This window comes from Pedobacter agri PB92 (assembly GCF_000258495.1).
Lineage (GTDB): Bacteria > Bacteroidota > Bacteroidia > Sphingobacteriales > Sphingobacteriaceae > Pedobacter > Pedobacter agri.
In genome coordinates, this window is record NZ_AJLG01000010.1 from 12,009 (window position 1) to 36,644 (window position 24,636).

General features: G+C 36.0%; 29 protein-coding genes. 17 read left to right on the top strand and 12 right to left on the bottom strand.

The genetic code is table 11. The annotated features are described in order from the left end of the window. Positions 1 to 175: 175 nt before the first annotated feature. Positions 176 to 400, bottom strand: coding sequence for a cold shock domain-containing protein (locus ON09_RS02650; RefSeq protein WP_010599511.1), 225 nt, complete (start codon positions 398 to 400; stop codon positions 176 to 178). Positions 401 to 869: 469 nt separating this feature from the next. Between ON09_RS02650 and ON09_RS02655 the strand changes: the two genes are divergently transcribed. Both ON09_RS02655 and ON09_RS02660 read left to right on the top strand, forming a co-directional pair. Further along, the gene (locus tag ON09_RS02655) at positions 870 to 1,505 is read left to right on the top strand and encodes an HAD family hydrolase (RefSeq protein WP_010599512.1); all 636 of its coding nucleotides are present in this window, start codon (positions 870 to 872) and stop codon (positions 1,503 to 1,505) included. 9 nt (positions 1,506 to 1,514) lie between these two features. Beyond that, positions 1,515 to 1,838, top strand: a complete 324-nt coding sequence (locus ON09_RS02660) for a DUF962 domain-containing protein (protein ID WP_010599513.1) — start codon at positions 1,515 to 1,517, stop codon at positions 1,836 to 1,838. Between the two features lie 316 nt (positions 1,839 to 2,154). Here ON09_RS02660 and ON09_RS02665 read toward each other — a convergent pair whose 3' ends face one another. Beyond that, positions 2,155 to 3,342 carry a proline dehydrogenase family protein gene (locus ON09_RS02665; protein ID WP_010599514.1) on the bottom strand — a complete coding sequence of 396 codons (1,188 nt, stop codon included), beginning with the start codon at positions 3,340 to 3,342 and terminating at the stop codon, positions 2,155 to 2,157. Between the two features lie 92 nt (positions 3,343 to 3,434). On the opposite strand from ON09_RS02665, the gene ON09_RS02670 reads away from it, so the two are divergent. The 11 genes from ON09_RS02670 (at position 3,435) to ON09_RS02720 (ending at position 13,229) form a co-directional block, all read left to right on the top strand. After that, on the top strand, positions 3,435 to 3,641 hold the full coding sequence (locus tag ON09_RS02670) for an RNA-binding S4 domain-containing protein (RefSeq protein WP_010599515.1): 207 nt from the start codon (positions 3,435 to 3,437) through the stop codon (positions 3,639 to 3,641). Continuing rightward, complete coding sequence (aroB, locus tag ON09_RS02675) at positions 3,641 to 4,699, top strand: 3-dehydroquinate synthase (RefSeq protein ID WP_010599516.1); 1,059 nt, start codon at positions 3,641 to 3,643, stop codon at positions 4,697 to 4,699. The genes ON09_RS02670 and aroB overlap by 1 nt, the downstream gene beginning before the upstream one ends. A gap of 1 nt (position 4,700) precedes the next feature. After that, the gene (locus tag ON09_RS02680; protein WP_010599517.1) at positions 4,701 to 5,654 is read left to right on the top strand and encodes a sterol desaturase family protein; all 954 of its coding nucleotides are present in this window, start codon (positions 4,701 to 4,703) and stop codon (positions 5,652 to 5,654) included. 324 nt (positions 5,655 to 5,978) lie between these two features. Then, complete coding sequence (locus tag ON09_RS02685; RefSeq protein ID WP_010599518.1) at positions 5,979 to 6,170, top strand: hypothetical protein; 192 nt, start codon at positions 5,979 to 5,981, stop codon at positions 6,168 to 6,170. Then, positions 6,167 to 6,496, top strand: a complete 330-nt coding sequence (locus ON09_RS02690) for a type II toxin-antitoxin system RelE/ParE family toxin (protein WP_010599519.1) — start codon at positions 6,167 to 6,169, stop codon at positions 6,494 to 6,496. The genes ON09_RS02685 and ON09_RS02690 overlap by 4 nt, the downstream gene beginning before the upstream one ends. 400 nt (positions 6,497 to 6,896) lie before the next feature. Next, the gene (locus ON09_RS02695; RefSeq protein ID WP_029204065.1) at positions 6,897 to 7,730 is read left to right on the top strand and encodes a prephenate dehydratase; all 834 of its coding nucleotides are present in this window, start codon (positions 6,897 to 6,899) and stop codon (positions 7,728 to 7,730) included. A gap of 118 nt (positions 7,731 to 7,848) precedes the next feature. Continuing rightward, the gene (locus ON09_RS02700) at positions 7,849 to 8,988 is read left to right on the top strand and encodes a chorismate mutase (RefSeq protein ID WP_010599521.1); all 1,140 of its coding nucleotides are present in this window, start codon (positions 7,849 to 7,851) and stop codon (positions 8,986 to 8,988) included. 287 nt (positions 8,989 to 9,275) lie between these two features. Beyond that, a complete protein-coding gene (gene aroA / locus ON09_RS02705) occupies positions 9,276 to 10,499 on the top strand; it encodes a 3-phosphoshikimate 1-carboxyvinyltransferase (RefSeq protein ID WP_051010158.1) in 1,224 nt (407 codons plus the stop codon). Positions 10,500 to 10,565: 66 nt separating this feature from the next. After that, entirely contained in the window at positions 10,566 to 11,663 is a 1,098-nt protein-coding gene (gene aroC, locus ON09_RS02710) for a chorismate synthase (protein WP_010599523.1), read from the top strand. Positions 11,664 to 11,748: 85 nt separating this feature from the next. Further along, positions 11,749 to 12,357 (top strand): DUF1684 domain-containing protein, encoded by a 609-nt coding sequence (locus tag ON09_RS02715; RefSeq protein WP_010599524.1) that lies wholly within the window; start codon positions 11,749 to 11,751, stop codon positions 12,355 to 12,357. 119 nt (positions 12,358 to 12,476) lie between these two features. Further along, a complete protein-coding gene (locus ON09_RS02720) occupies positions 12,477 to 13,229 on the top strand; it encodes a LytR/AlgR family response regulator transcription factor (RefSeq protein WP_010599525.1) in 753 nt (250 codons plus the stop codon). Positions 13,230 to 13,483: 254 nt separating this feature from the next. Here the strand turns inward: ON09_RS02720 and ON09_RS02725 are convergent, their stop codons facing one another. The 3 genes from ON09_RS02725 to ON09_RS02735 form a co-directional block, all read right to left on the bottom strand. Next, positions 13,484 to 14,458 (bottom strand): sensor histidine kinase, encoded by a 975-nt coding sequence (locus ON09_RS02725; RefSeq protein WP_010599526.1) that lies wholly within the window; start codon positions 14,456 to 14,458, stop codon positions 13,484 to 13,486. Positions 14,459 to 14,471: 13 nt separating this feature from the next. After that, the gene (locus ON09_RS02730; RefSeq protein ID WP_162097930.1) at positions 14,472 to 15,752 is read right to left on the bottom strand and encodes a tetratricopeptide repeat protein; all 1,281 of its coding nucleotides are present in this window, start codon (positions 15,750 to 15,752) and stop codon (positions 14,472 to 14,474) included. Between the two features lie 279 nt (positions 15,753 to 16,031). Next, the gene (locus ON09_RS02735; protein ID WP_010599528.1) at positions 16,032 to 18,458 is read right to left on the bottom strand and encodes an alpha-ketoacid dehydrogenase subunit alpha/beta; all 2,427 of its coding nucleotides are present in this window, start codon (positions 18,456 to 18,458) and stop codon (positions 16,032 to 16,034) included. A gap of 168 nt (positions 18,459 to 18,626) precedes the next feature. Between ON09_RS02735 and ON09_RS02740 the strand changes: the two genes are divergently transcribed. From ON09_RS02740 to ON09_RS02755, 4 genes are all read left to right on the top strand, one after another. Beyond that, positions 18,627 to 19,028, top strand: coding sequence for a DUF1573 domain-containing protein (locus tag ON09_RS02740; RefSeq protein WP_010599529.1), 402 nt, complete (start codon positions 18,627 to 18,629; stop codon positions 19,026 to 19,028). 49 nt (positions 19,029 to 19,077) lie between these two features. Next, on the top strand, positions 19,078 to 20,289 hold the full coding sequence (locus ON09_RS02745) for a pyridoxal phosphate-dependent aminotransferase (protein ID WP_262495808.1): 1,212 nt from the start codon (positions 19,078 to 19,080) through the stop codon (positions 20,287 to 20,289). 287 nt (positions 20,290 to 20,576) lie between these two features. Beyond that, positions 20,577 to 20,768: a helix-turn-helix domain-containing protein gene (locus tag ON09_RS02750; RefSeq protein WP_010599531.1), complete on the top strand. Its 192-nt coding sequence runs from the start codon at positions 20,577 to 20,579 to the stop codon at positions 20,766 to 20,768. Positions 20,769 to 21,093: 325 nt separating this feature from the next. After that, positions 21,094 to 21,465: a hypothetical protein gene (locus ON09_RS02755; protein WP_010599532.1), complete on the top strand. Its 372-nt coding sequence runs from the start codon at positions 21,094 to 21,096 to the stop codon at positions 21,463 to 21,465. A gap of 487 nt (positions 21,466 to 21,952) precedes the next feature. Here the strand turns inward: ON09_RS02755 and ON09_RS02760 are convergent, their stop codons facing one another. The 7 genes from ON09_RS02760 to ON09_RS02785 form a co-directional block, all read right to left on the bottom strand. Beyond that, a complete protein-coding gene (locus tag ON09_RS02760; RefSeq protein WP_010599533.1) occupies positions 21,953 to 22,195 on the bottom strand; it encodes a hypothetical protein in 243 nt (80 codons plus the stop codon). After that, the gene (locus ON09_RS02765) at positions 22,186 to 22,416 is read right to left on the bottom strand and encodes a hypothetical protein (RefSeq protein ID WP_010599534.1); all 231 of its coding nucleotides are present in this window, start codon (positions 22,414 to 22,416) and stop codon (positions 22,186 to 22,188) included. The genes ON09_RS02760 and ON09_RS02765 overlap by 10 nt, the downstream gene beginning before the upstream one ends. Further along, positions 22,413 to 22,856 (bottom strand): hypothetical protein, encoded by a 444-nt coding sequence (locus ON09_RS02770; RefSeq protein WP_010599535.1) that lies wholly within the window; start codon positions 22,854 to 22,856, stop codon positions 22,413 to 22,415. Before ON09_RS02770 ends, ON09_RS02765 begins: the two co-directional genes overlap by 4 nt. 145 nt (positions 22,857 to 23,001) lie before the next feature. Then, a complete protein-coding gene (locus ON09_RS02775) occupies positions 23,002 to 23,550 on the bottom strand; it encodes a hypothetical protein (RefSeq protein WP_010599536.1) in 549 nt (182 codons plus the stop codon). Then, on the bottom strand, positions 23,547 to 23,720 hold the full coding sequence (locus ON09_RS25070; protein WP_157258815.1) for a hypothetical protein: 174 nt from the start codon (positions 23,718 to 23,720) through the stop codon (positions 23,547 to 23,549). Before ON09_RS25070 ends, ON09_RS02775 begins: the two co-directional genes overlap by 4 nt. Then, the gene (locus ON09_RS02780; RefSeq protein ID WP_010599537.1) at positions 23,717 to 24,076 is read right to left on the bottom strand and encodes a hypothetical protein; all 360 of its coding nucleotides are present in this window, start codon (positions 24,074 to 24,076) and stop codon (positions 23,717 to 23,719) included. Before ON09_RS02780 ends, ON09_RS25070 begins: the two co-directional genes overlap by 4 nt. A 76-nt stretch (positions 24,077 to 24,152) precedes the next feature. Next, entirely contained in the window at positions 24,153 to 24,620 is a 468-nt protein-coding gene (locus ON09_RS02785) for a M15 family metallopeptidase (RefSeq protein ID WP_157258816.1), read from the bottom strand. Positions 24,621 to 24,636: the final 16 nt, after the last annotated feature.

Here is a 24,636-nt window from a genome sequence, read left to right on the forward strand (position 1 = left end):
GATGACATTCAGATGATTTACGTAAAATACAACCTGAGGGGTTAAAGTAGTCTATGGATTGTATTTAAAAAATAAAATCCTCGCTTTGTAAATGAACAAGGCGATAGCGATTGAATATTGTGAGAATTGCATCGATTGTTAATAAAATCCCAATCAAATACCAAAAAAGATTTGATTAAACGACCTTCAACTTAGACCTTTTTTTGGCCATGCCGACAATATTTTTAGCAACTTTTCCTCTTTTTGTGATGGCAAGTTCAAATTCTACTGAGCTACCTATATAAAGACCCTTTGCTTTACAATCTGATATATCGAAATAAATACTTTGAACTACTAATTCCTGTGAGATTAATCCGAAACCTCTTTGCTTATTGTAAGCTGTAATGACACCATTCATCATGTTTAGTTTTGAGCGTTTATTGATATAAACATAGTTGATTGTGTATAAAAAAAATAATGCAGTAGATATTCTATCACAATAAATAGATATGATTTGTACCTAAGTTGATTATCGTAAAATATCGGGTCGGTATGACTATTAAATCAGATCGCTAATTATGATAATTAAAACTTAAAAATATTTTAAATGTTTAATCATTAGTTTAAAACCATCGCTATGAAAAATGTAAATAAAAAAAAGTTCTACCAAAGAACTTAATGAAGTTAAAGAAGGCGATATCATAAAGGATGATACCGGGAAAAAAGGTGAAGTTGCAGACATAGAAATTTTGAATAGAAAGAAGGAAACGCAATACTATTACAAGATCAAAAATGATGGAACAATTCTCGTAATTAAATAATAGGTTCAGTTGGATTTATTTATTGGCGATTAGAAATATTTAAGGATATTTGCGCAAAAGTATTGATCCATGCAAAATATTAAAAACATCATTTTTGATTACGGAAACGTAATTTTCGATATCGATTTTAGAATTGCCCAGGCTTCGTTTAAAAAACTTGGCATAACAGATATAGAAAATTTCTTTGCACATAAAGGCCATAATCAAATATTTGATGATTTTGAAACCGGCGCAATCTCTCCGGCAGAGTTTCGCGAGGGTATCAGAAAAGCTGCTGAGAAACCTGATTTAACTGATGCTCAGATTGATGAGGCATGGAATAGCTTATTAATTGGAACCCATCAACAAAATCATAATTTGTTACTGGCGGTAAAAGAGAAATACAGAACTTTTCTATTAAGTAATAACAATGAAATCCATTACGAATGGATTATCAATTACCTGAAAACAACTTTCGAACTGAACAATTACGATGACTATTTTGAGAAAGCTTACTTTTCTCAGCAAATGAAATTGCGTAAACCTAATATTAATATTTTTGAGCAAGTATTAAAGGAAAACAACTTAAATCCTGCCGAAACTTTGTTTATAGATGATAGTCCGCAGCACATCGAAGGGGCAAAAAAAGTGGGGTTAAATACGTTATTGATGACTGAAAAACCAGCTCAACTGGAATCGTTTTTGAAAGCCAACGGCGTTTTGTAAATTAGGGTTATGGCGGAAAAGAAATACAAATCTCTTAAAGAGTTTTATCCCTATTATCTAAGTGAGCATACCAATACAACTTCCAGAGTACTTCACTTTATTGGAACAGGGTTAGTTGTACTCGCCTTTTTTACAGGCTTTCTTTTTCATGATTGGCGTTTTTTCTTGGCGATGCCGATTTTAGGATATGGTTTTGCGTGGGTAGGTCATTTCTTTTTTGAGAAAAATAAACCCGCAACTTTTGAATATCCGGGTTATAGTTTAGCCAGCGATTTTATCCTTTTTTACGATTTGCTTACGGGAAAACAAGGGTTTGTAATGAAGAAAGATTAGCAAATATTTAAGCCGTTGGTTAAAACCAATGGCAATGAATTATAAACATAGTCTTTTATCCGCTATTTATTGCAGGCTGCTTGAGCTGCCTGGTTGGTATTAAAGAATAGCGGTGTTAGCAAAACCTTTGTTCTTAAACCCGATTGGAGCGAAAATACTTTTTGCAGCAGGTTTTTAACAAGTTCGAACTAACAATATCAAAAAGATTGAAGCAGAAAGCGGGACTACTTAATCCAAAAAACCACCACACTTTCCTTTCCAAATAAAAAATGGAATCATCCTTTCGGTAACCCCATTTCTCATTTAAGCAAGTATGTTATAATTTCCGTCTTTTCAATTCCCTTTCAATTAAACCCAGTTCCCTACCTGTTTGCCCTGCAACCGAAGTATTTTCCTGCGCTCTTCTAAAAAGATATGGCATTACCGCTTTAATAGGGCCATAAGGAACATATTTAGCAACATTATAGTTGGCGTCGGCAAGGTTGAAACTCAAATTATCGCTCATACCTAACAATTGAGCGAAATATACATGCGGGTGATTATGTGCGACTTTTTTCTCATCCAAAAGGTAAGTTAATAAACGGCTGCTATCTTCATTGTGCGTACCACAAACAATGGCAATTTCGTCAATATGGTCTACACAGTACCTTAAGGACTCATTATAATCTTTATCTGATGACTCTTTATCAGGTTGAATTGGCGATAGATAACCCATTTCGGCGGCACGTTTACGCTCCTTTTCCATATAAGCGCCACGAACCATTTTTACACCCAAAATAAATCCGGCAGCTTTGGCAATTAAATGGTCGGCTTTCATATCGGCCAGCTTATCATGGCGGTACATTTGATAAGTGTTGTAAACAATAATGCGTCCTTGGTTAAATTTACGCATCATATCGAGAGCCAACTCATCAATCGTATCCTGAATCCAGGTTTCCTCAGCATCAATCATTATCGGAACACCTTTATCAAAAGCGGTGCGACAAATCATTTCACAACGCAATTTTACTTTCTCAAATTCTGATTGTTCATCGGCAGTTAAAGTTTGCTTTGCATCTAACTTCTCTAGCAAAGCAAACCGACCGATGCCTGTAATTTTGAAAACCGTAATTGGAATGTTTTTATCGCCATCGGCACGAAGAATGGTGCGAATAATTTCCTGACAAGTTTCATCGAAAACGATTTCTTCTTCCTCGCCCTCCACAGAATAATCTAAGATGGTACCAACACCGCCTTTAGCCAGCTGAGTAATCGCTTTATCGCATTCAGCAATGGTTTCGCCACCACAAAACTGCTGGAAAATAGTTGCTTTTATTGCACCTTGAATAGGCAAACCGATATTTAAAAAGAAATTTGTTATCGGCGGACCAACCTTGGTTAAAAAGTTACTGCCAATCATTTTAAAAAGCCAAAAAGCTTTTTTCAGTTCTGCATTACTTTTTTGGCGGAAAGCTACTTCCGTATTATCAAAATTCGGTTGTTTATTAGGAGATGATTCAATCATTTGTTATGTAATAAGTCAGATGGATGCAAAATTATAAAAAGCATCCATTCTACGAACGTAAAACCTCGAAATAATCGTATTTTTGCAGCAAAATGATACAATTCAAATTAGAGGGCGAATTTATTCCACTAATCCAACTATTAAAAGCAACCGGATTAGTTGGCACAGGTGGCGATGCTCAGGCTGCCGTAATGGATGGCTTAGTTAAATGTAATGGTGAAGTTGAGTTTCGCAAACGCTATAAAGTTAGGGTTGGCGATATCATCACTTTTGAACAAGATAAAATCGAAATAATTTAATGGAAACTTTAACGAGCGCAGGCCATTCGCTTTATTTCGAAAGCAATTTAGATGCCTTAAAAACTCTTTTAGAAAGCAACAAATACAGCAAGATTTTTATTCTTGCTGATGAGCATACCAGCGAAATTTGTTTGCCGGTTTTTCAATCGATGATGGATGATTTTGCTGATTTTGATTTAATTGAGACTTCAGCCGGCGAAGAAAATAAAAATATTGATTTCTGTATCGGTATTTGGAAAACCCTTTTGGATTTTGAGGCCGACCGCAAAAGTTTGATGATAAACTTAGGTGGTGGTGTAATTACTGATATGGGTGGTTTTATTGCTTCGACCTATAAACGCGGTATTGATTTTGTTAACGTTCCTACTACCCTATTGTCGCAGGTTGATGCCTCGGTTGGCGGCAAAACTGGTATTGATATCGATAACGTAAAAAACATGGTGGGTACTTTTACACTCCCACAAATGGTTTTTATCGAAACAGAATTTTTGAAAACTTTACCACAGCGTGAGCTTTTATCGGGCTTCGCCGAAATGATTAAACATGGTTTAATTTACGATAAAACCTATTACGAAAAACTAAAAACTACCGATTATCTTACACCATCGGCAGAAGATATTTACCGTTCGGTTGCAATAAAAAACGAAGTCGTAACCATCGACCCGCATGAAAAAAATCTACGTAAGATTTTGAACTTTGGCCATACCATTGGCCATGCGGTAGAAAGTTATTCGTTAGTAAATGATGAAAACCCACTTACTCATGGCGAAGCAATTGCTATTGGATTTGTTTGTGAAGCGGCTTTATCCATCAAAAACAGCGGATTAACAAAAGAAGAGTTGAAAGATATCAGCGATTATATTCTATCGTTATATCCTAAATATCATATCAAAAAAGAGAGTTTCGAAACGCTTTTAGAATTAATGCAAAGCGATAAAAAGAACGAGGATGGAAATATTTTATTCTCTCTGTTAGAAACTACAGGCAAATGCACGTATAACTGCCGTGTAAGCACAGCTGATATTTTTAGCAGTTTAGATTATTATAATAGTTTATAAAATGAAGTACACCGGAAGTGATATTTCTGTAGGCGCATTATTTGGCTTCGTAATCGTTTTAACCTTGGTTGAAATGTATTTCAGCTACGCCCACGACAGGAAATTATATACCAAACGAGATACCTGGACCAATATATATTTGATGGTTTCGGCAATTGTAATTAACCTCGGCATGAAAACTGCAACATTCTTTCTGTTAGAATATTGTTATCAATTCAGGCTGTTTCAAATCTCAAATATCTGGATTTATTGGACGGTTTTAATCCTTGCACAGGATTTTTTGTATTGGTTTTTACATACCGTTGGGCATTACGTTCGCTTTTTCTGGGCGATGCATGTTACCCACCATTCATCAGAACATTTCAATTTAACCACAGGTTTCCGCTCTACTGTTTTTGAACCGTTGTATCGCGTATTCTTTTATTTGCCTCTGGCATTTATGGGTTTCACGGCAATGGATATACTTTTTGCGTATCTCGTAACACAGATTTATGGCAATTTGGTTCATACGCAATACAAAATCAATTTCCCAAAATGGTACGAATATGTTTTTGTTACGCCATCGCATCACCGCGTTCATCATGCCAGTAACGTTCGCTATCTTGATAAAAATATGGGCATGGTGTTAATCCTTTGGGATAGAATGTTTGGAACATTTCAGGCAGAATTACCTGAAGATGAAATTAAATACGGCTTAACCACACAACCGAAAGATACAGGTCCGGTAAACATTATTTTCCATGAATTTATTGCACTAACAGCCGATGTTAAAAAAGCACCAACATTTATGGATAAGGTAAAATATCTTTTTAACCCACCTGGATGGAGCCACGATGGAAGTACAAAAATTGCCAAAATCATGCAACAGGAATTGCATGAAGCTGAGGAACAAGCAAAGAAAAACAACATCAAAGATTTTAACGAAACACAACGAACATTAAGTTCAACAGGATAACATAGGCGGTCTGTATTTTACAGGCCGTTTTTGTTTAATAGGATTTTGTAAATTATTGGCTTGGTGCTTTTGGCTTATTCAGCCCTGCTATCCATTACAATCTTTTAAAAAACTTCTGTCATGCTGAAAAACGAAGACCCTGTTTCATCGGTTGCAGATGCTTCGTGCCTCAGCATGACAGAATATCTAAGTCTCCTGCAATTTTAAAAGTATTTTCATTCCTATCAGGTTTAGGAAATAAAGAAAACTGTTTCTTCGGAAAAAACTTATCAGCGCTACAATTCAATAATTTAATTCGTATTTTTGATTAAAGTCGATTTTATTATGACAACATTAACCATACAAGTAAAAGATAACGATACTCAATTTCTTTTAGAGGTATTAAAAAGAATTGATGCAAAAGTCATACAAAGCTCTAAAAAGGAAGAGTTGTTAAATGGAATTAAACAAGGCATAAAAGAAGCGAAAGAAATTAAAAGCGGAAAAATTGCTCCTTTATCTTTAAGCGACATATGACAAAGGGAATCAAAATTACTTATTCCCCTATTTTCATAAAAAAAGCAAAACAACTCAAAAAGAAACACCTATCATTAGTTAGCGATTTAACCCAATTAGAGTCGATACTTATAGCGAACCCGAAAACAGGCACCAACTTAGGTAATGGCATTTTCAAAATTAGGCTTGCTGTTAAAAGTAAGGCGAAAGGAAAAAGTGGCGGTTATAGAGTTATCACATATTTACAAACTGAAGATGAAATCACGATGATTTATATTTATGATAAATCAGAAGAAGCAACAGTTTCCAAAAAAGATATTCAGAAGATTATTGATAGTTTAAATTAGCTCCTAAAAAATTTTATATTGTAATAAAGTTTAACTTTAAATTTTAAAACTAAATAGACGAGTAAGCAAACTTCACCGAATCCGAATGAATATTTTCTTTCTACTATTTATCGACCTCCTTAATAACTCCATTTAGCCATTTCATACCCATCTCCAAAATAGCCTAAATCAAACAAAATTAAATTTTATTAAAAATATTTTCATTTTCCTATTGACAAATTAAATTTTGTTATTACATTTGGCTCATTCAAAAACGAAAATGAAATTATTCAACACATATTACTTTGGTTACTTTTACTTTTTTAGTAAGAGCCGGGGCTAATATGCAAAAAGATATATAAAATATTAAATGTATAAAAAGTCCCGGCAAATAGCCGGGACTTTTTTGTTTTACGCAAAAATGGAAACGACAAAACGAGTAGCAATTCAAGGTATTAAAGCATCTTTTCACGAAGAAGCGGCCTACAAATTCTTTGGTAAAAACATCGAAACGGTAGAATGCAATTCGTTTAAAGAAACTTGCGATAAATTGGAAAAAAACGAGGCAGATTTCGTGGTGATGGCCATTGAAAACTCTATCGCTGGTAGCTTACTACCAAATTATACTTTAATCCGCGATTATGGTTTCTCGGTAGTTGGTGAGGTTTATTTACCTATTCAATTGCACTTAATGGCTTTGCCAGGTGTAAAATTCGAAGATATTAAAATCGTAACCTCCCATCCTATCGCTATCCGTCAGTGTATTGATTTCTTTTACGATTATCCACACATAAAAATTGTTGAGAGTAATGATACTGCTGCATGTGCAAAACGTATTCAGGAGGAAAAACTGACAGACACCATGGCCATTGCAAATAGTTTAGCTGCAGAACTTTACGTCCTAAATATTTTAGAACGTCGTGTTGAATCCAATAAAAAAAATTATACCCGTTTCCTTATCCTTAAAAAAGATAAAACAGATGAGGGAAAGAAAATCAACAAGGCATCAATTTGTTTTCAGGTTGGTCATAAAGCTGGCTCATTGGCAACGGTGTTAAACATTTTCGCCGAACAAGAGGTAAGCTTAACAAAAATACAATCTATGCCAGTGTTGGGTAAACGAAACGAATACTATTTTTATGTCGATTTAGAGTGGCCAAGTACTGAGAAGTATGATAAAGCTGTAAGAAAAGCATTAAAATATACTTCAAACTTTAATATCCTTGGAGAATATCAAAAGAACGATAAAGTATAAATAAGTCGGTAGTCCTAAATCAGGAGTCCAAAAACAAAGTGAAATATAAATAATAAAGTCAAAATATAACTCCGGACACGCGACTGCAGACTTCGGACTAAAAAACAAGCCATAAATCATGAAACTTAATTTAAACATCCAACCTTTAAACACTTGGTTAAACGTCAACAACGAACCATTAATCATCTCTGGACCATGTAGTGCAGAAACTGAAGAGCAATTATTAACTACAGCACATTTATTAGCTGCAACTGGTAAAGTATCGGTTTTAAGAGCTGGTATCTGGAAACCACGTACCCGTCCAGGAGAATTTGAAGGTATCGGAAGCATTGGTTTAGAATGGTTAAAACGTGCCAAAGCGGAAACTGGTTTACCAACAGCTGTTGAGGTTGCGAACGCAAAACATGTTGAAGAAGCATTAGCTGCAGGTGTTGATATCCTTTGGATTGGTGCACGCTCTACCGTAAACCCTTTCACTGTTCAGGAAATTGCTGATGCTTTAAGAGGTCATGATGTTCCCGTATTAATTAAAAACCCGGTAAACCCTGATTTACAATTGTGGATTGGTGCAATTGAGCGCATCAACGGCGCTGGTATTACAAAAATTGGTGCAATCCACCGTGGTTTCTCATCATTTGAAAAAAGTTCATTCCGCAACGAACCAATGTGGGAAATGGCTATTCAATTGAAAACTTTATGTCCAGAATTGCCAATCATCAACGACCCAAGTCATATCTGTGGTAACCGTGAGTTAATTCCATACATTTCTCAAAAAGCTTTGGATTTAGATATGCAAGGTTTAATGATTGAATCTCATGTTGACCCATCAGTTGCTTGGACGGATGCAAAACAACAAGTTACTCCTGCTGCTTTAGCTGAGTTAGTGGAGCGTTTAACTGTTCGTGAACCAGAAGCACCAAATGAGGCTTTTGCTGATAAATTAGCTGATTTACGTAAGAACATCGATAAAATTGATGATATCCTATTGCAAAAATTAGCGGAGCGTATGGCTATCGTGGAGAAAATCGGAGAATTTAAACGTGATAACCAAGTAACCATTTTACAGGTTAACCGTTGGGATTCGATTATCAAAAAAGGTCACGCTTTTGCAAAAGCTTTAAAACTAGATTTAAACTTTACTGAGAAATTCTTAGAATTGGTACACGGAGAATCTATTCGTAAACAAACTGAAATTATGAATGCTGGTAAAGCCGAAAAAGGAATTGCTGCTGAACAACATACTGAAGTTAAAGCATAAAGAATAAAGCTGAAAGACTAAAGCGAAAAGCAAGGTCTAGGCATCGCGTCATTGCGAGGCACGAAGCAATCTTAATGCGATAAGTATTAGCATTATTCAATCTTCGTAATGACGATTTTACAAATATGATGGTTTGTATATTATAATTGTCGTCCTGAGCTTTTCGAAAGACTTTATCATGGTCTTCGACAGGCTCAGGCTGACAATAGAATAATAGCAATCCATTAAGAATAAAACCAGAATAAAATGTCAAAAACGCCTTAGTTTCTTTTAAAGGAACCAAGAATATTCATACGGAAATCCAGTTAACAGGTTCGAAAAGCGAGTGCAACCGGGCATTAATTATCAGTGCGCTCAGCAAAAAGTTAGTTAAGGTAGAAAACCTATCGAACGCTGCCGATACAGTAACATTAAATGGCATTCTTAATATTTTAGAGGAAGAGTTAGAGGTAGAGATTCAGGAATCGAAAACCGTTGATGTTGGTCCTGCAGGAACGGCTATGCGTTTTCTTTCGGCATATCTTTCTGCTAAAAACGGAAACTTTTTGCTCACCGGAACGGAGCGGATGAAACAACGCCCGATTGGAATTTTAGCTGAAGCCTTAAAAACATTGGGAGCGGATATTTCGTACGTAGAATCTGAAGGCTTTCCTCCATTAAACATTATTGGCCCCTTAAATCAAAAAACTGCTGAAGTTAAAATTAAAGGCGATGTGAGCAGTCAGTACATTTCAGCATTGCTGATGATAGCTCCTATCCTGCCTCAAGGTTTAACCTTAGAAATTGAGGGCGAGCTAACTTCAAAGCCTTATGTAGACATGACTTTGGATATGTTGGCTGAAGTAGGCATCGAACATAGTTGGAAGGAAAATTCAATTTCGATTAAACCGCAAGATTTTAAACCGGGAACTTTGGTAGTAGAGCCTGATTGGAGTGCAGCATCTTATTGGTATAGCATTGCAGCTTTAGCTGACGAAGCAGAAATCAGTTTACCGGCATTAAAAGACAAAAGTTTGCAGGGAGATAGCCAAATCCAAAAAATCATGAAGATTTTCGGCATCGCAACGGATAAAACTGAAAAGGGAATTTTAATCAGCAACCTAGGTTTGTCTTTAGAAACCAATCAGGTTTTAGACTTAAAAACTTGTCCTGATTTAGCGCAAACCATTATTGTTATCGCAGCAGCATTAGGTAAAAACATGTCGTTTACTGGTTTAGAAACTTTAAAGATTAAAGAAACTGACCGTATTGCCGCTTTACAAAATGAGCTGGCTAAAATTGGCGTCACCTTAACGGAAGATAATCTGGTTTATACGCTAAATACAGATGAACTTCATTTTCCTGAAAAAATTACTATTGCCACTTACGAAGACCACCGTATGGCAATGGCCTTTGCACCGCTAGCATTATTAATCAACGAAGTGGAGATTGAAGAAATGCAAGTGGTAGAAAAATCTTATCCTTATTTTTGGGAAGATTTGAAAAAGGCGGGATTTTCAGTAGAAGAATAAGGATAGTAGAGCAAAGATTAAAGACTAAGAAACATATAACTTATAACCTAAAACTTTTAACCTAAAATGGCAGGCAACTCATTTGGACAATTATTTCGCATCACCACCTTTGGCGAATCTCATGGCGTAGCCATTGGGGTAATTATTGATGGCTGTCCGGCACAATTGGATATCGACATGGATTTTATTCAATCAGAGTTGGATAAACGCAAACCAGGTCAATCAAAAATTACTACACAAAGAAAAGAAAGCGACACCGTTCAAATTTTATCAGGCGTTTTTGAGGGAAAAAGTACCGGAACACCAATTGCTTTATTGATTCCGAATGAAGACCAGCGTTCAAAAGATTACGGCCACAATGTTGATGTTTACCGCCCGAGCCATGCCGATTATGTTTACGATGCAAAATATGGCATCCGCGACCATCGTGGTGGCGGACGTTCATCAGCTCGTGAAACTGCCGCTCGTGTAGCAGCAGGCGCCATCGCCAAGTTATTTTTAAAACAACAAGGCATTGAAATTTTCGCTCATGTAACCTCAGTCGGAACCATTGAAGCACCTAATTTGGAAAGCAACGATTTATCAGCTTTGCTGGATATAAGAGAAGAAAATATTGTTCGCTGCGCCGACCCTGCAACTGCACATGAGATGATTGAGTTTATCGATTCAGTAAGAAAAGATGGCGATACCGTTGGCGGTAAAATCGGATGTGTAATAAAAGGTTGTCCCGCTGGATTGGGTGAGCCCGTTTTCGATAAATTACATGCTGATTTAGGAAAAGCAATGCTAAGTATTAATGCTGTTCATGGTTTTGAATATGGTTCTGGTTTTGCCGGAAGCGAATTACGAGGCTCTCAGCACAACGACATTCCTCAGCCAAAAGCTGCTGATTCAAAAATTTTCAAAACCACCACAAATTTTGCAGGCGGTATTCTGGGTGGTATTTCAAACGGTATGGATATTACTTTTAAAGTAGCATTTAAACCCGTTGCAACCATCATGCATAATCAACAGACCATCAATGCAGCAGGCGAAGCTTCTGAAATTAAAGGCAAAGGCCGCCACGACCCATGTGTGGTTCCAAGAGCTGTGGTCATTGTCGAAGCAATGGCAGCTTTGGTTTTAGCAGACCAGTTTTTAAGGAATAAAGCAAGTATTATTTAACGCTACCTGTCATCCTGATCTTGTCGAAGAACTTACTATTGGTCTTCAACAAACTCAGACTGACCATTTATTGAGGAAACGAACCATGAAACTTCTCCCTGTCCTATTTCTATTAATCAGTATAAATAGTTTTGCCCAATCTTATAATGAACAATTAGCTAAACATCGCGATAGCTACAAACAAGATTTTGTTAAGGAGGCTAATTCTCCACTCAAAGAAGCTGATTTAAAAAACCTTCATTTTTATGATGCTGACAGCACATATAAAGTTGTCGCTGATGTTGAAATTCTAAAAAATGAAAAGATTTTTAAAATGCCCACTTATGACGGTACAAGTAAGGAATTTTTCCGCTTTGCTAAAATAAAATTCATTTTAAATAGCAAGGAAACAGTAATGACTTTGTACAAAAATGTTGCTTTGGCCGGCAATCCTGCATTTAAAAATTTATTGTTCTTACCATTTACAGATGAAACCAATAACAAAGAAACTTACGGTGGCGGCAGATACATTGATTTGAGTTCGACTGATATACTGAATAATAGGGTAGAAATTGATTTTAATAAAGCTTACAACCCATATTGCGCCTATAGCGATGGCTATCGCTGTCCTGTTCCCCCGGAAGAAAATGATTTACTGTTAGAAATCGAAGCCGGCGAGAAACTGTATACAGGAGAAAAAAAACACCGAAAATGACATAACTCATTGATATCAATATAATTAATAATAATTTATTTTTATCGGCATAATTTTAGAGTATATTTAAAACAATACAATTTAAAAACCTGTATATAATAAATTAATAATCTATCCTAATGTTGTATAAGTGTATAATTGTCGATGACAATGAAATTGAAAGAGATGCATTAGAAATGCATTTGAAAAAAATTTCATCATTACAAATCATTAAGGTATGTACAAGTGGTGTAGAAGCTGCTGAGGTGCTATCTACTACCGAAATCGATATTGTTTTTTCCGATATAGATATGCCCGAACTATCTGGCATGGCATTATTGAAGATTACCAAAAACAAACCATTGTTCATTTTTATTACATCTCATAGCGAGTATGCGGTTGAAAGCTATGACTTAGACGCCATAGACTTTATTGTGAAACCTGCAACCTTTGAGCGCATTTTAAAAGCAGCTAACAAAGCAATTGAGTATCTGGAACTTAAAAAACAGATAAGTGTTGAGGGAAATGAGCAAGCCGAGATTAGAAAAGAAAATGAAGATTTTTTCTATTTCAGAGAAACCAAAGGAATAACAAAATTGAAATACAGCGATGTGATTTACATTGAGAGTATGGGAGATTTTTCAAAACTGTTTACTAGCAATGACAAACATGTTATATTAGTGAGTTTAAAAAACCTCGAAAAACAATTACCTGAAGATATTTTTACCCGCGTACACAAACAGTACATTATTAATATCAACCACATTGCAACACTAACAAACCATGAGGTTCATTTAGACTTTAATTTTATTGTTCCAATAAGTGCTTCTAACAGGCAGGAATTGATGGAAAAGTCTATCGAAAAGAAAATTCTATCAAGATTTATTAAATAGTTATTATTTAATCTTGCGCTGTAATTTATTGTTATTGATTCCTTGATCTAAAAGATAAATCATAAAACTGTAAATCAATTTACCGAAAGAAACCATTTTTTTGAATTGAGGCATAAAATTTTTGCGTGAGAGATGACTGATTACGTAATGTTATGGTGCTAAAATTATCAACTATATATTAAAATTTATTGCAAAAGTTGATTGTGCCATGCCAATTAGTAGATTTTTAACACTCTAAAGTAGAGATAGCAAATTTACCGGGGCAAAATAATTGTAAATATCGTTCCGCCAGTTGGATTTGGCTGTACCTGAATTTCTCCCTCCATTAATCCAACAAAAGTTCTGCAAAGCATTAAACCTAAGCCAGTACCTTTCTCGTTATTCGTACCTAAACTACTTACTCCTGCCCCCAAATAGCCGGGCTTGTTGAAGTGGTTAATCTGAGCAGTCTTTAATCCAATTCCGGTATCAATAATTTTAATCTCCAGATTTTCAGCAACAATAATAGCATCGATAGTTATTTTCCCACCTTTATCCGTAAACTTAATCGCGTTACTAAGAAGGTTTCGAATAACAAGGGAAAGCATGTTGTGATCTGCCTTGCAAGTCACGAATTTTTCGATATTGTTATTCAAAGAAATACCTTTCTGGTTGGCTAAGTCCTGCATAGAGCGGGTCACTTCTGCTATCACTTTCTCAATATCGAGCGATTCTAAATGTGGGTTAAATCCCTGCATTTGACTGGCTGCCCAATTCAGCAAATTTTCCATCATCGTAGAAGTGTAACTAAGATTATTTCTTAAAGATGACGCATATTTAGTCAATTTTTCCTGTTCAATGGTTCCTCCTTCAAGTAGCTGGATAAAAGAAATTATGGAGTTTACAGGGGTTCTTAAATCATGACTCACTACACTAAATATTCTATCTTTTACACGGCCTAACTGCTCAAGTTCTCTTTTTTGAGAGCTGATGATTTTATTCAAGCGTGTTGTTTTTCGTTGATTTAAAAAGATAACCAATGCCGTTAACAGAACAAGCGTAATGGCTACTGTAAGAAAAATTTTTACACGCCAATCGAACTTTATTTGCTCGTCTTGCTTAATAATTTGTCGATCTCTTAATGAGGTTTCATATTTAGACTGAAGCTTTGCTCTTTCAAATTTATTTTTCTGCACTTCACGATCTATCTCCAGATCAACTTGTTTTTTTAAAAAAGTAAGGCGCTGCAACGTTTTTTCTTTATCACTTAATGCCAGTTCCTGTTGTTTTAAAAAAAGTTACCTGTTGTTGCTGCTTTGCCAACAAAACCTGCTTTTGCAGTTCAACATCAGTTATCTTTTGTTTAAATTGATAATCTTTTTCCTTAAATCCGAAATCAATCTGCATTTGTCTTCGGGTAATTTCTCTCTCCTTGTCTTTATTAAAGATTTGGTCTTTTACAATGATGTATTCTTTGTAAAATGCCAGTGATTCATCATAACGGTCTAAATTCTCATAAATCTCACTTAATCCAAATGCTGCCTGTTTCTTAATTTCAAGCAGATTATTCTGCTTGGCAATTTCATAACTATTAGAATACAGAACCAGCGCATTTTCATAATCTTTTCGCTTGAGGTAAAAACTTCCCAATGCATAAAGGCAATCGGCATACAAATTTTTATCATCGCCAACCTTACTAATCTGGATTGCCTTTTGATAAGATTTAAGTGCTAAATCATCATTTCCTAATTCATTATAAACGTTTCCAATCTGTTGTTTATTAGATGCGATTAATCCATTTTCGCCGAGCGATTCTGAAATTGTTAAAGATTTCTCGAAATTACTTAGCGCAATTTGTAAACGATCCTTAACTGTTGTACCCATTTTTAGCAATTCATCTTTTGGGGCATCTAAATAGGCAGCGCCTATTAAGTTTTGAACAACAGCAACTCCTCTACCATTAGGCTCATCTTTTGCAAATACTTTGAGCGCCATTTGGAGATAAACTAACGATTGGCTTGCTTTACCTAAATCCTGATAGATACTGGAGATGTTTGTGTAGCAACTCGCCATATCCAGGTCGTTACCCAGTTTATCATAAATGGCGATGGCTTTTTGATTAACCTCTAAAGATTTAGCATAATCGGGTATGTTAGCGTACATTGCACCCATATTTAAGTAGGTGCCTGCAATCATATCTAAATTTTTAACCAGGTCGAATTCACTGATGGCGTGTTCATAATTTGCTTCAGCTTTTATGTAATCGCTTCTGCCATGATAGAACAGGCCTCTTCGATAATATGCCATGGCCGAAAAGGTATTAAGCTTCAATTGCTGAGCAAGCTGGATCGTACGGTTTACATAATCTTCCATACGATCTGCATCCTTAATCCTCATGTATTGACGGTAAACGTCTGTTAAGATTTTAACTTTAGTTGAATCAATACGGTTATAACTTTGGTTTCGAACCAATAAACTATCTAAATGCCGCTGTTGTTCGGCGGTCTGGGCGAAACCAACTATTGGTCCTAAAAGAAAGGACAAAACTAATGACAGGTATGACCAATGCTTAAAAGCAAATTCTTTGCGTGAAAAACTTTCGTAATAATATGTTAGTCCTCTACTCAACATCTATATTAAGAAAGATTATTACGAAACAAACTTAATATACAGGTAAAATATGTACAACAGAAGAAAGGCATAAATAGGTTGATAGACGTTAACTTGATGTAATATATTGTTTTATTACAAAAATAATTAATAATCAACTTTTTTTTTGCCAATAATTAAAACACAGCGAGAATATTCATGGTTAAATTACCCTTATTCAAAAATTGATGGGTATTTAGCTGGATTGGCATCGTGCATCATGGCATAAACTGTTTCAATGATATCATCAACCGATGGCTTGCTAAAGTAATCTCCATCTGAACCAAATGGTGGACGGTGTGCTTTTGCCGATAAAGTTTTGGGTTGTCCATCTAAACTGAAGTACCCTCTCTGTTCTTCAAGGATCTTTTGTAAGATATATGCGGATGCACCTCCCGGAACATCTTCGTCCACAACTAGTAACTTATTCGTTTTTGCTAAAGATGCAGCGCAAACATGAGTGGTATCAAATGGCAACAGGGTTTGAGGATCAATAATTTCAACTGAAATTCCCATGCTTGCCAATTCTTCTGCAGCTTCCTGAACCAATCTTAATGATGAACCATAAGATACTACCGTAATGTCACTTCCCGGTTCTAATACCTCTGCTTTGCCGAGTGGCACGGTAAAGGTTCCAACATTCTTCGGAAGCTTTTCTTTCAAACGGTAACCGTTTAAACATTCAATCACTACGGCAGGCTCATCTGCCCTAAAAAGTGTATTGTACATTCCTGCCGCCTGAGTCATATTTCTTGGCACACATAAATGCATACCTCTCAGGGAGCCCAATAACATGCTTATCGGCGATCCGGAATGCCAGATTCCTTCTAAACGATGTCCTCTGGTTCGCACAATTACCGGTGCTTTCTGAATGCCTTTTGTCCGGTAGGATAAAGACGCAAGATCATCGCTGAGCACATTCAGCGCAAATATTAAATAGTCTAAATATTGAATCTCAGCAATGGGCTTTAAACCCCTCATGGCCAAGCCAATGCCTTGCCCCATGATAGTCATTTCGCGGATGCCGGTATCTGTTATTCTTAGTTCACCAAACTTCGCCTGTAAACCAGCGAAACCCTGATTAACATCGCCAATATTACCCAAATCTTCTCCGAAAGCAACAAGCCTTTGATCTCTTTCAAAATTTTCGTCGAAACAGGCGTTTAAAACCTCTCTACCGTCAACCATTTTCGAAAGATCGTCATAAACTGCGTCAATCACTTCGATCTTATCAGGGCTTTCGTTACCTTCAGTATGTAATTTAGAATTATATCGATCTTCGTTTAAAGCTTCCTGATCTTGATACCATTTCAACATTTCATCTCTTTCCGGAGAACTGTTTTTTGCGGAAAGACGAATCGCCTTACGGGCAGCTGAAAAAACTTCTCTTCTTTGCGCATCGGCCGTTGAGGCAAGCTGAGCTGAAATTTTGGCTAGCTCTGGTTGATGTTTAGCCATGCCACTAATCAAATCCACTACCTGCTTTTGCTCTGGTTTGATACTATCCAAAAACTCATTCCAAGCTTCCTTTTGTGCATTCCGAACAAATATTTTTGCGTCTTTTTCAACCTCTGAAATTTCTTCCTCCGTCGCAACTGCTGAATCTAACATCCATTCTCTCATCTTGAGAATGCAATCGTGCTCATTTTCCCAGCTTAAACGATCTTTAGATTTATACCGTTCATGAGATCCGGAAGTTGAATGCCCCTGAGGTTGAGTTAATTCAGTAACATGAATGAGCACAGGTACATGTTCAGTTCTGCAAACCGCTATTGCTTTTTCATAAACTTCGCATAAAGCGGGATAATCCCATCCTTTTACTTTATAAATTTCGTATCCAGGCTGCTCGCTATCTCTTTGAAAACCCTTTAAAACTTCTGAAATATCTTCTTTTGTAGTCTGATATTTGGCTGGTACTGAGATACCGTAAGCATCATCCCAAATAGAAATAGCCATGGGAATTTGCAATACGCCTGCAGCATTTATGGCTTCAAAAAATACACCTTCCGAAGTGGATGCATTGCCAATGGTACCGAATGCTACTTCATTTCCATCTACTGAAAAATTCTTCAGATATTCCAGTTCTTTATTGTTCCTGAACAGCTTAGATGCATAAGCCAAACCTACCAGTCGGGCCATTTGACCACCTGTGGGAGAAATATCAGAAGAACAGTTTTTAATTTGCGTTAAGTCATTCCAGCTTCCATCCTGGTTAACCGATTTTGTTGCGAAATGGCAATTCATCTGCCTGCCGCCAGAAAAAGGGTCGGCGCCATCTGTTGGATTTGCATACAACTGGGCAAAAAATTCTTTTATGGTTGAAATTCCTGTTGCGAAGGCAAAAGTTTGATCACGATAATAGCCAGAACGCCAGTCGCCGTTTTTGAACGCCTTGGCCATAGCCACCTGAGGAACTTCTTTACCATCGCCAAAAATGCCAAATTTAGCCTTCCCTGTTAACACTTCCCTACGCCCTAAAATGCTTGCTTGTCTGCTTTCAAAGGCGATTTTATAGTCGTTGATAACGATGCTTTTAAAATCGTTAAAACTTAATTCGGAACGGTCAATAGAGTTGGTTATAAATTTTTCATTCTGCGCCATAATCAAATATTGGTTGCGGCAAATATATACAAAATAAAAAGTTTGCCTTTATCTTGAATTGTAAAATTATATATGGATGAGCAAAATATAAGTGGAATAGTTTTTGTTTTAAACTGAAAACATTAAATTTGTTTAAGTAAAATTTAAAAAAATAATTTCAAACATAACATGAAAAAGATCTTAGTATTATTCGCTTTTGTATTAGGTTTTGGCGTTGCAGCAAATGCACAGGCTAAACCTGCGGAATTTAAATTTGAATCGGAAACTCACGATTTCGGTAAAATCACATTAAACAAACCGGTTACGTTTGATTTTAAGTATGTTAACGTGGGCGAAGAGCCTTTAATTATTACAAAAGCTGAAGCTAGTTGCGGATGTACAGTTCCAAAATATACCACTACACCGATTAAAAAAGGTGAAAGCGGTGTGATTTCAGTGACTTTTAATGCTGCTGCTGGTCCATCTCCATTTTCTAAAGCTGTAACAATTACTTCGAATGCTAAAACCCCAATTAAGGTTCTTTACATTAAAGGTGAAACTGTTGCTGCGAGCTCAACGAGCTCCAAATAATATTTTTAATAATAGTATTTAAAGTCCCGATTTTCATCGGGACTTTTTTATTTTTGCACCATGCCAAAAAATTTCACAAAAAGGTTTGCAGATGCCTGCATCACCAATCAGAAAATTAACCCCATTTGCTGATCAAGCAAAACAAGATGGTAAAAAAGTTTTCCACCTTAATATAGGTCAGCCAGATATTGAAACACCAGAAGGAATGTTAAATGCAATTAAAAACATTGATTTCAATGTTTGGGCATATACACCATCTGAAGGGACTTTAGCCTACCGCTTAAAATTAACCGAATATTACAATAAACTTGGGTATAATATTAAGCCAGAAAACATACTGGTAACTGTTGGTGGCTCTGAAGCCATAACTATAGCCATGCAGACCTGCGTAAATGAAGGCGACGAAATTATTATTCCAGAACCGTTTTATGCCAATTACAATGGCTTTGCGTGTATGAGTAATGTAGTTGTTAAACCAATTTTATCGTACATAGAAAATGGTTTCGCACTGCCACCAATTGCTGAATTTGAAAAGTTAATCACCGATAAAATGAAAGCAATTATAATTTGTAATCCGAACAATCCGACTGGGTACTTATATTCAAAAGAAGAGCTGGAAGCTTTGAAAACACTTTGTGTAAAGTACGATTTGTTTTTGTTTTCAGATGAAGCATACCGCGAATTTTGTTATGATGGGCGTGAGTTTATCTCTCCAATGCATTTGGATGGATTGGATGAGCATGTGGTAATTATGGATACCGTTTCTAAGCGTTATAGTGCTTGCGGTGCACGCCTAGGCTGCCTAATTACTAAAAATAAAGAGGTAATTGCTTCAGGTTTAAAATTTGCACAGGCGAGGTTAAGCCCGGGAATGGTTGAACAAATCGCCGGGGCAGCCGCTGTTGATACACCAGATAGCTACTTCGAAAAAGTAAATACAGAGTATACCTTACGCAGAGATACGCTAGTGAGCAGATTAAATAATATTGAAGGTGTGTTTTGCCCTAACCCTGGTGGCGCCTTTTATGTAGTGGCAAAATTCCCTATTGACGATGCTGACAAATTCTGCCAATGGATTTTAGAAGATTTTAGCCATGAAAACCAAACGGTGATGATGGCGCCTGCAACCGGATTTTATTCAACTAAAGGATCAGGAAAAAATGAGGTAAGAATGGCTTATGTATTGAATACGGAAGAATTAAATAAGGCTATGGATTGTTTGGAAATTGCGCTTCAACAATATCCCGGAAGAACGATTTAATCTCAGTAAAAAAAACTGGAAAAGCTCACAACGTAATTGTTGCGAGCTTTTTTTTTGACCATACAGTACTGAGATGGATTCCGAGATGTAATTATTTAATGACTCCAATACCATCAAATTAGTCCGTCTTGTATGATGTACAGCTACATTTTTATTGGCAATAAAAAATTGCACAGTTATCAGTCACAATTCAGAATTATGATGACAAATATCAAAATAATGACGATTTGTAGCTGTAGGCAGTCATGATTCAGCTAATAATGCTACTAAAAATTTAGCTTTACTGTATGAATAAAGAAAGACCGATTTCAGGATATATTATGGGGATGGATGATTATGAAATCAAAATGATTAAACTGATTGCAGATGGGTTTACTCATATTGAAATTGGTGAAAAACTTAATTTGAAAACAAGTAAAGTTCTAAACCTAAGAAAAAACCTGATTAGCAAAACGCGAACAAAAATATCGCTTCACTAATTTCATTTGCATACAAATATGGGATACTGAAAGTATAAAAGTCCATTCCTGAACCCATAGGCATCTATAAAGAACTAAATGCGAAAGATGATCAAATAGATCATTCTACAGATCAAAAAACAAGTAGGAAAACAGTGCTAATCATTTTCTTTTATCATTGTCGATCACTTAATTCTCTAAAAAAAAGCCATTCCTTAATCTGCCAAATTAGATAGCAATAATATTCTAATTGATCCCGAGAGCTGGCAGACCTTATAGTCCAAAAAGGCCATTTTTTGTAAAGCCGGATATTACAACCTTTAGGAGTTTTTAAAACTCTAACTAGATGTACGCTCTTACAATCAAATTATTTATTACGCTGATGATTTTTTCCGCGTTTGCTTTTGGCCAGCAAGTTTACCAATCAGGCAAATATCCCCGTCAATCCATCAGACCTCACACTGAAGTGATCAAAGGTACATTAATTGATAAGTTTACAAGTAATGGCTATTTCTGGTACAGCGTGGTAGATCATGATAAGATTTATAAAATTAGTGTGATGAAATCGGTATTCGACAGCGCCAATATTCAAAGCAAAGTTTTGCTTGCTAACTGCTTTAAATTATCAAGTAGAAAATGGAAATGCGAGCCAGCTAAAAAGAAATCTACATTCATGCAAAGAAACGTTTTTTATGCTGATGCTCAGGAAAAAAAGTAAAAACCATAGCATTGCAATATGCTTTTAATGTGTGCCGTAATTGATCCTATGCGTGTGGAAAATTAATTTAAGTCCTGATTGTAGAATATTTGAATAATTATAATAAAAAAGACCCACATAATTTAATATGTGAGTCTTTTTTCGGTGGAGCCGAAGGGATAACTCACATATGATTTAGTAATCTGTGCATCAAATAATTACATGAACGCAAAGATTTTTAGGGTACTTTTTTGCTACCATTTTTAATAAAAAACATGCAAACAGGGTTTTCCTACTTGCATGTCAATTCTGGGATAAATATATAAAATTGTAACTATTTTCTCTTCTTTAACTTTTCATATTTCTTATGAAACCGCACCATTAATGGTAACTCTCAAAACTTCATCAATCTGTTCAATATTGACTTTCATTATTTCGATAATACCTGGTTTGGTGCAATCTAATTCGTAAGTTGTCATATTAGATATTTATTTATAGACATTGAAATTTACTTAATAGTTTGGTTTCTAACATAATCCAATAATGGTTCAAGATCACCTGCTGAATATTCAGTGTTTGAATTTTGCAATCGTACGTGCCATCCTGTAGTATAATAACCAATTACACCCCAATAGCCATTATTAACCATTAGATGATACGTTCTACTTCCCCCACCATTGGGTGAGGAAATGGAAACTATCTTATCACCATCCGGAAACGCACCAATAAAAGTTATCGATACTAGGTACATAACCCATTTTTAACACAGTCGATAATACGTGCATAGATTACAGGGGGTATTGGGGTTTGTCCTGTCAGCGAGTATTCACCATTCTTTCTAATAACATAACCTTTGAAAGCATTATTGATGTTGATCCTAAACAAGTTTTCATCTCCTTTGACCTGCTCAATTGTGATGAGGTCTGCTCCGATTTTAAGGTTTTTTGTTTCAGTTGCTGCTTTACTTTTCATTTAAATTTATTTTTTGATTTCTGTTGATAATAGTCGATGACGCGTTGTGTAAATGCTTCGCCTCGTTCACGTAGTTCCTTGGTTTCGGCTTCAAACTTTGTCAGCTTATCAGCCAGAGTTTTGTGATATGCTTTAATGCCCTTGTTTGGATCTATAATGAAAATATTCTGTAATAGAGTTCGAATGTTAATGTCCGTATCTCTATGATTGGCATATTTCTCGTGAAACTCTTCAGGTGTGTACCATTCGTTGTTTAGTTTATTGTACAGCCAGCAGTTAGCCCTCTTAGCCTCCGCAACAATCGACATACTAGTGTATACACCAGATTTTTTATCATTCGTGTTTACCTGAGGCGGATCATTTACTATTCTCATAGCGCAAAGTTTACTAATATTTTTAGCAATCGCAAGAAAAGTTTTACGCATAAAAAAGCCTTCCATTTCTGAAAGGCTCTAATGTCATCCCTCTATCCAGATGGGCAGTAATTACTTACTGAAAAGTCTTTAAATCGTCCCGTGATTTAATATTTGTAAAGGTAAAGTGTGAAGTTAAGTTTACAAATAGCACAAATGGGCTATGCTAAAATCACTTCTTAATCACAACGTACAATACGATTCCTGCAATAGCTCCCATTCCTAACCATGCCCACAAACCAATCAAGGTTGGCTCACTTTCTTTCTTTACCGCTGTGCTGGATTGCTTAAGTGTTGATTTACCAGCTTGCTCGGTAGCACCTGACTTGGTTACATCCTTTTCTATTGTTGTGGTTCGATCAAATTGAAAAGGTATGTGTTGAGGTTTGACAATTGCCGTGGTTGTTAATATGCCATTACTATCTAAAACCATTTTAACATCGACCAGGTCATTACTAATTGCAGTCAGTCCGTTGACTAAGCTATCCATGTTCAAACCGATCCGAACCGACCCGCTAACTGTCTGCTGGTTGGTCGTCACTGAGGTATCAGCTTTTTCCTTAATAGTGATCTTGCTTTTATCGGTAACCGATTCAGATGATCTAACCGTACTTTCAATTGAGGACTGTGAACTGGTCAGCAATTTATCTTTTGATGATTTCCGAAAAATACCACAGCTACTTAATGAGCAAATAGCAATTATGAATAGTAACTTTCTCATAACTTATGAATTAAACTATCCAGTTCATGCAGGCCAATTGCCAGGCTGTCAACCTTTGTATTTATAGGAATAACATTTGATTGTTTGATAATCGGCTTAATTGGTTCAACCCTTCTGGATGATCCAGCTAAGCATACAAGCATTACCGGTATAATTAAGATCTTTTTCATTTCTTCTTATTAAAATATTGTTTAACTGATTCTACCGTACCATTGATATTGATAAGGGACGTATCAACATTTTTAATAACACTGTCCTGTTGAGCCTTAATTGGGGCGATCTGCCTAGTTGTTTCCCGCTGAACACTTCGTCTTACTTCTTCAATCATTTCCTTGTTGGCTGATTTCTCATCACTCAACCTCGCTTCCTGAAGATCGCTGTTCATATTTATCAGCATGATATTTAGGCCTACTGAAAGCACAAGCAAAGTAGCCAGTGGATTTTCTTTAATTGCCAGATACAACCTATCAAACATCCTTTCGATCCATGCTCCCTTTCTATCGATTACATCTTCTTTCTCTGACATTTATTTACGGGATGATATTTATAAAATGGTTTATTAATCGATTTGTTGATGAGAGTGATTTACTAAACTTTGTTAGTTATCCTTTAACCTGAAAGTGCATCCAATCATAGTTTTTCTCACGTCCTAAACTTTCCCATCCATGTTTGTAAAAAATATCGATCATTGGTTTATATTCTGGCCGGGCAAAACGTGCTGTTTTGGAAGTTTCCCGCAAAAGGTTTCTATCAGGATCTAAATCAATGGCGATGCCCCAGGAGTGTAATGATAATTCAGAACCGCCACGCATTTCACGATAATTGAAGCAACCGCCATAATCATCCAATTGCAAGCGTTTAACTTCAGCTAATCCATAGTGAGCAAGAATATCAGTAAATATTGCAACTAACGATTTTGCCACCTCTTTATGACATTGGATAGAGTTAACGTATGTTTTGGTTTCCCAGTTCAAAAACATGGGATAAGGAAGTTTAATCGTGGTCAAATAACCTGCGCCAGTTTTATTTGGCTTGCCATATTTTGCTAAGGCTTGTTTTGATGTAAGCATAAAACAAAAATACCCA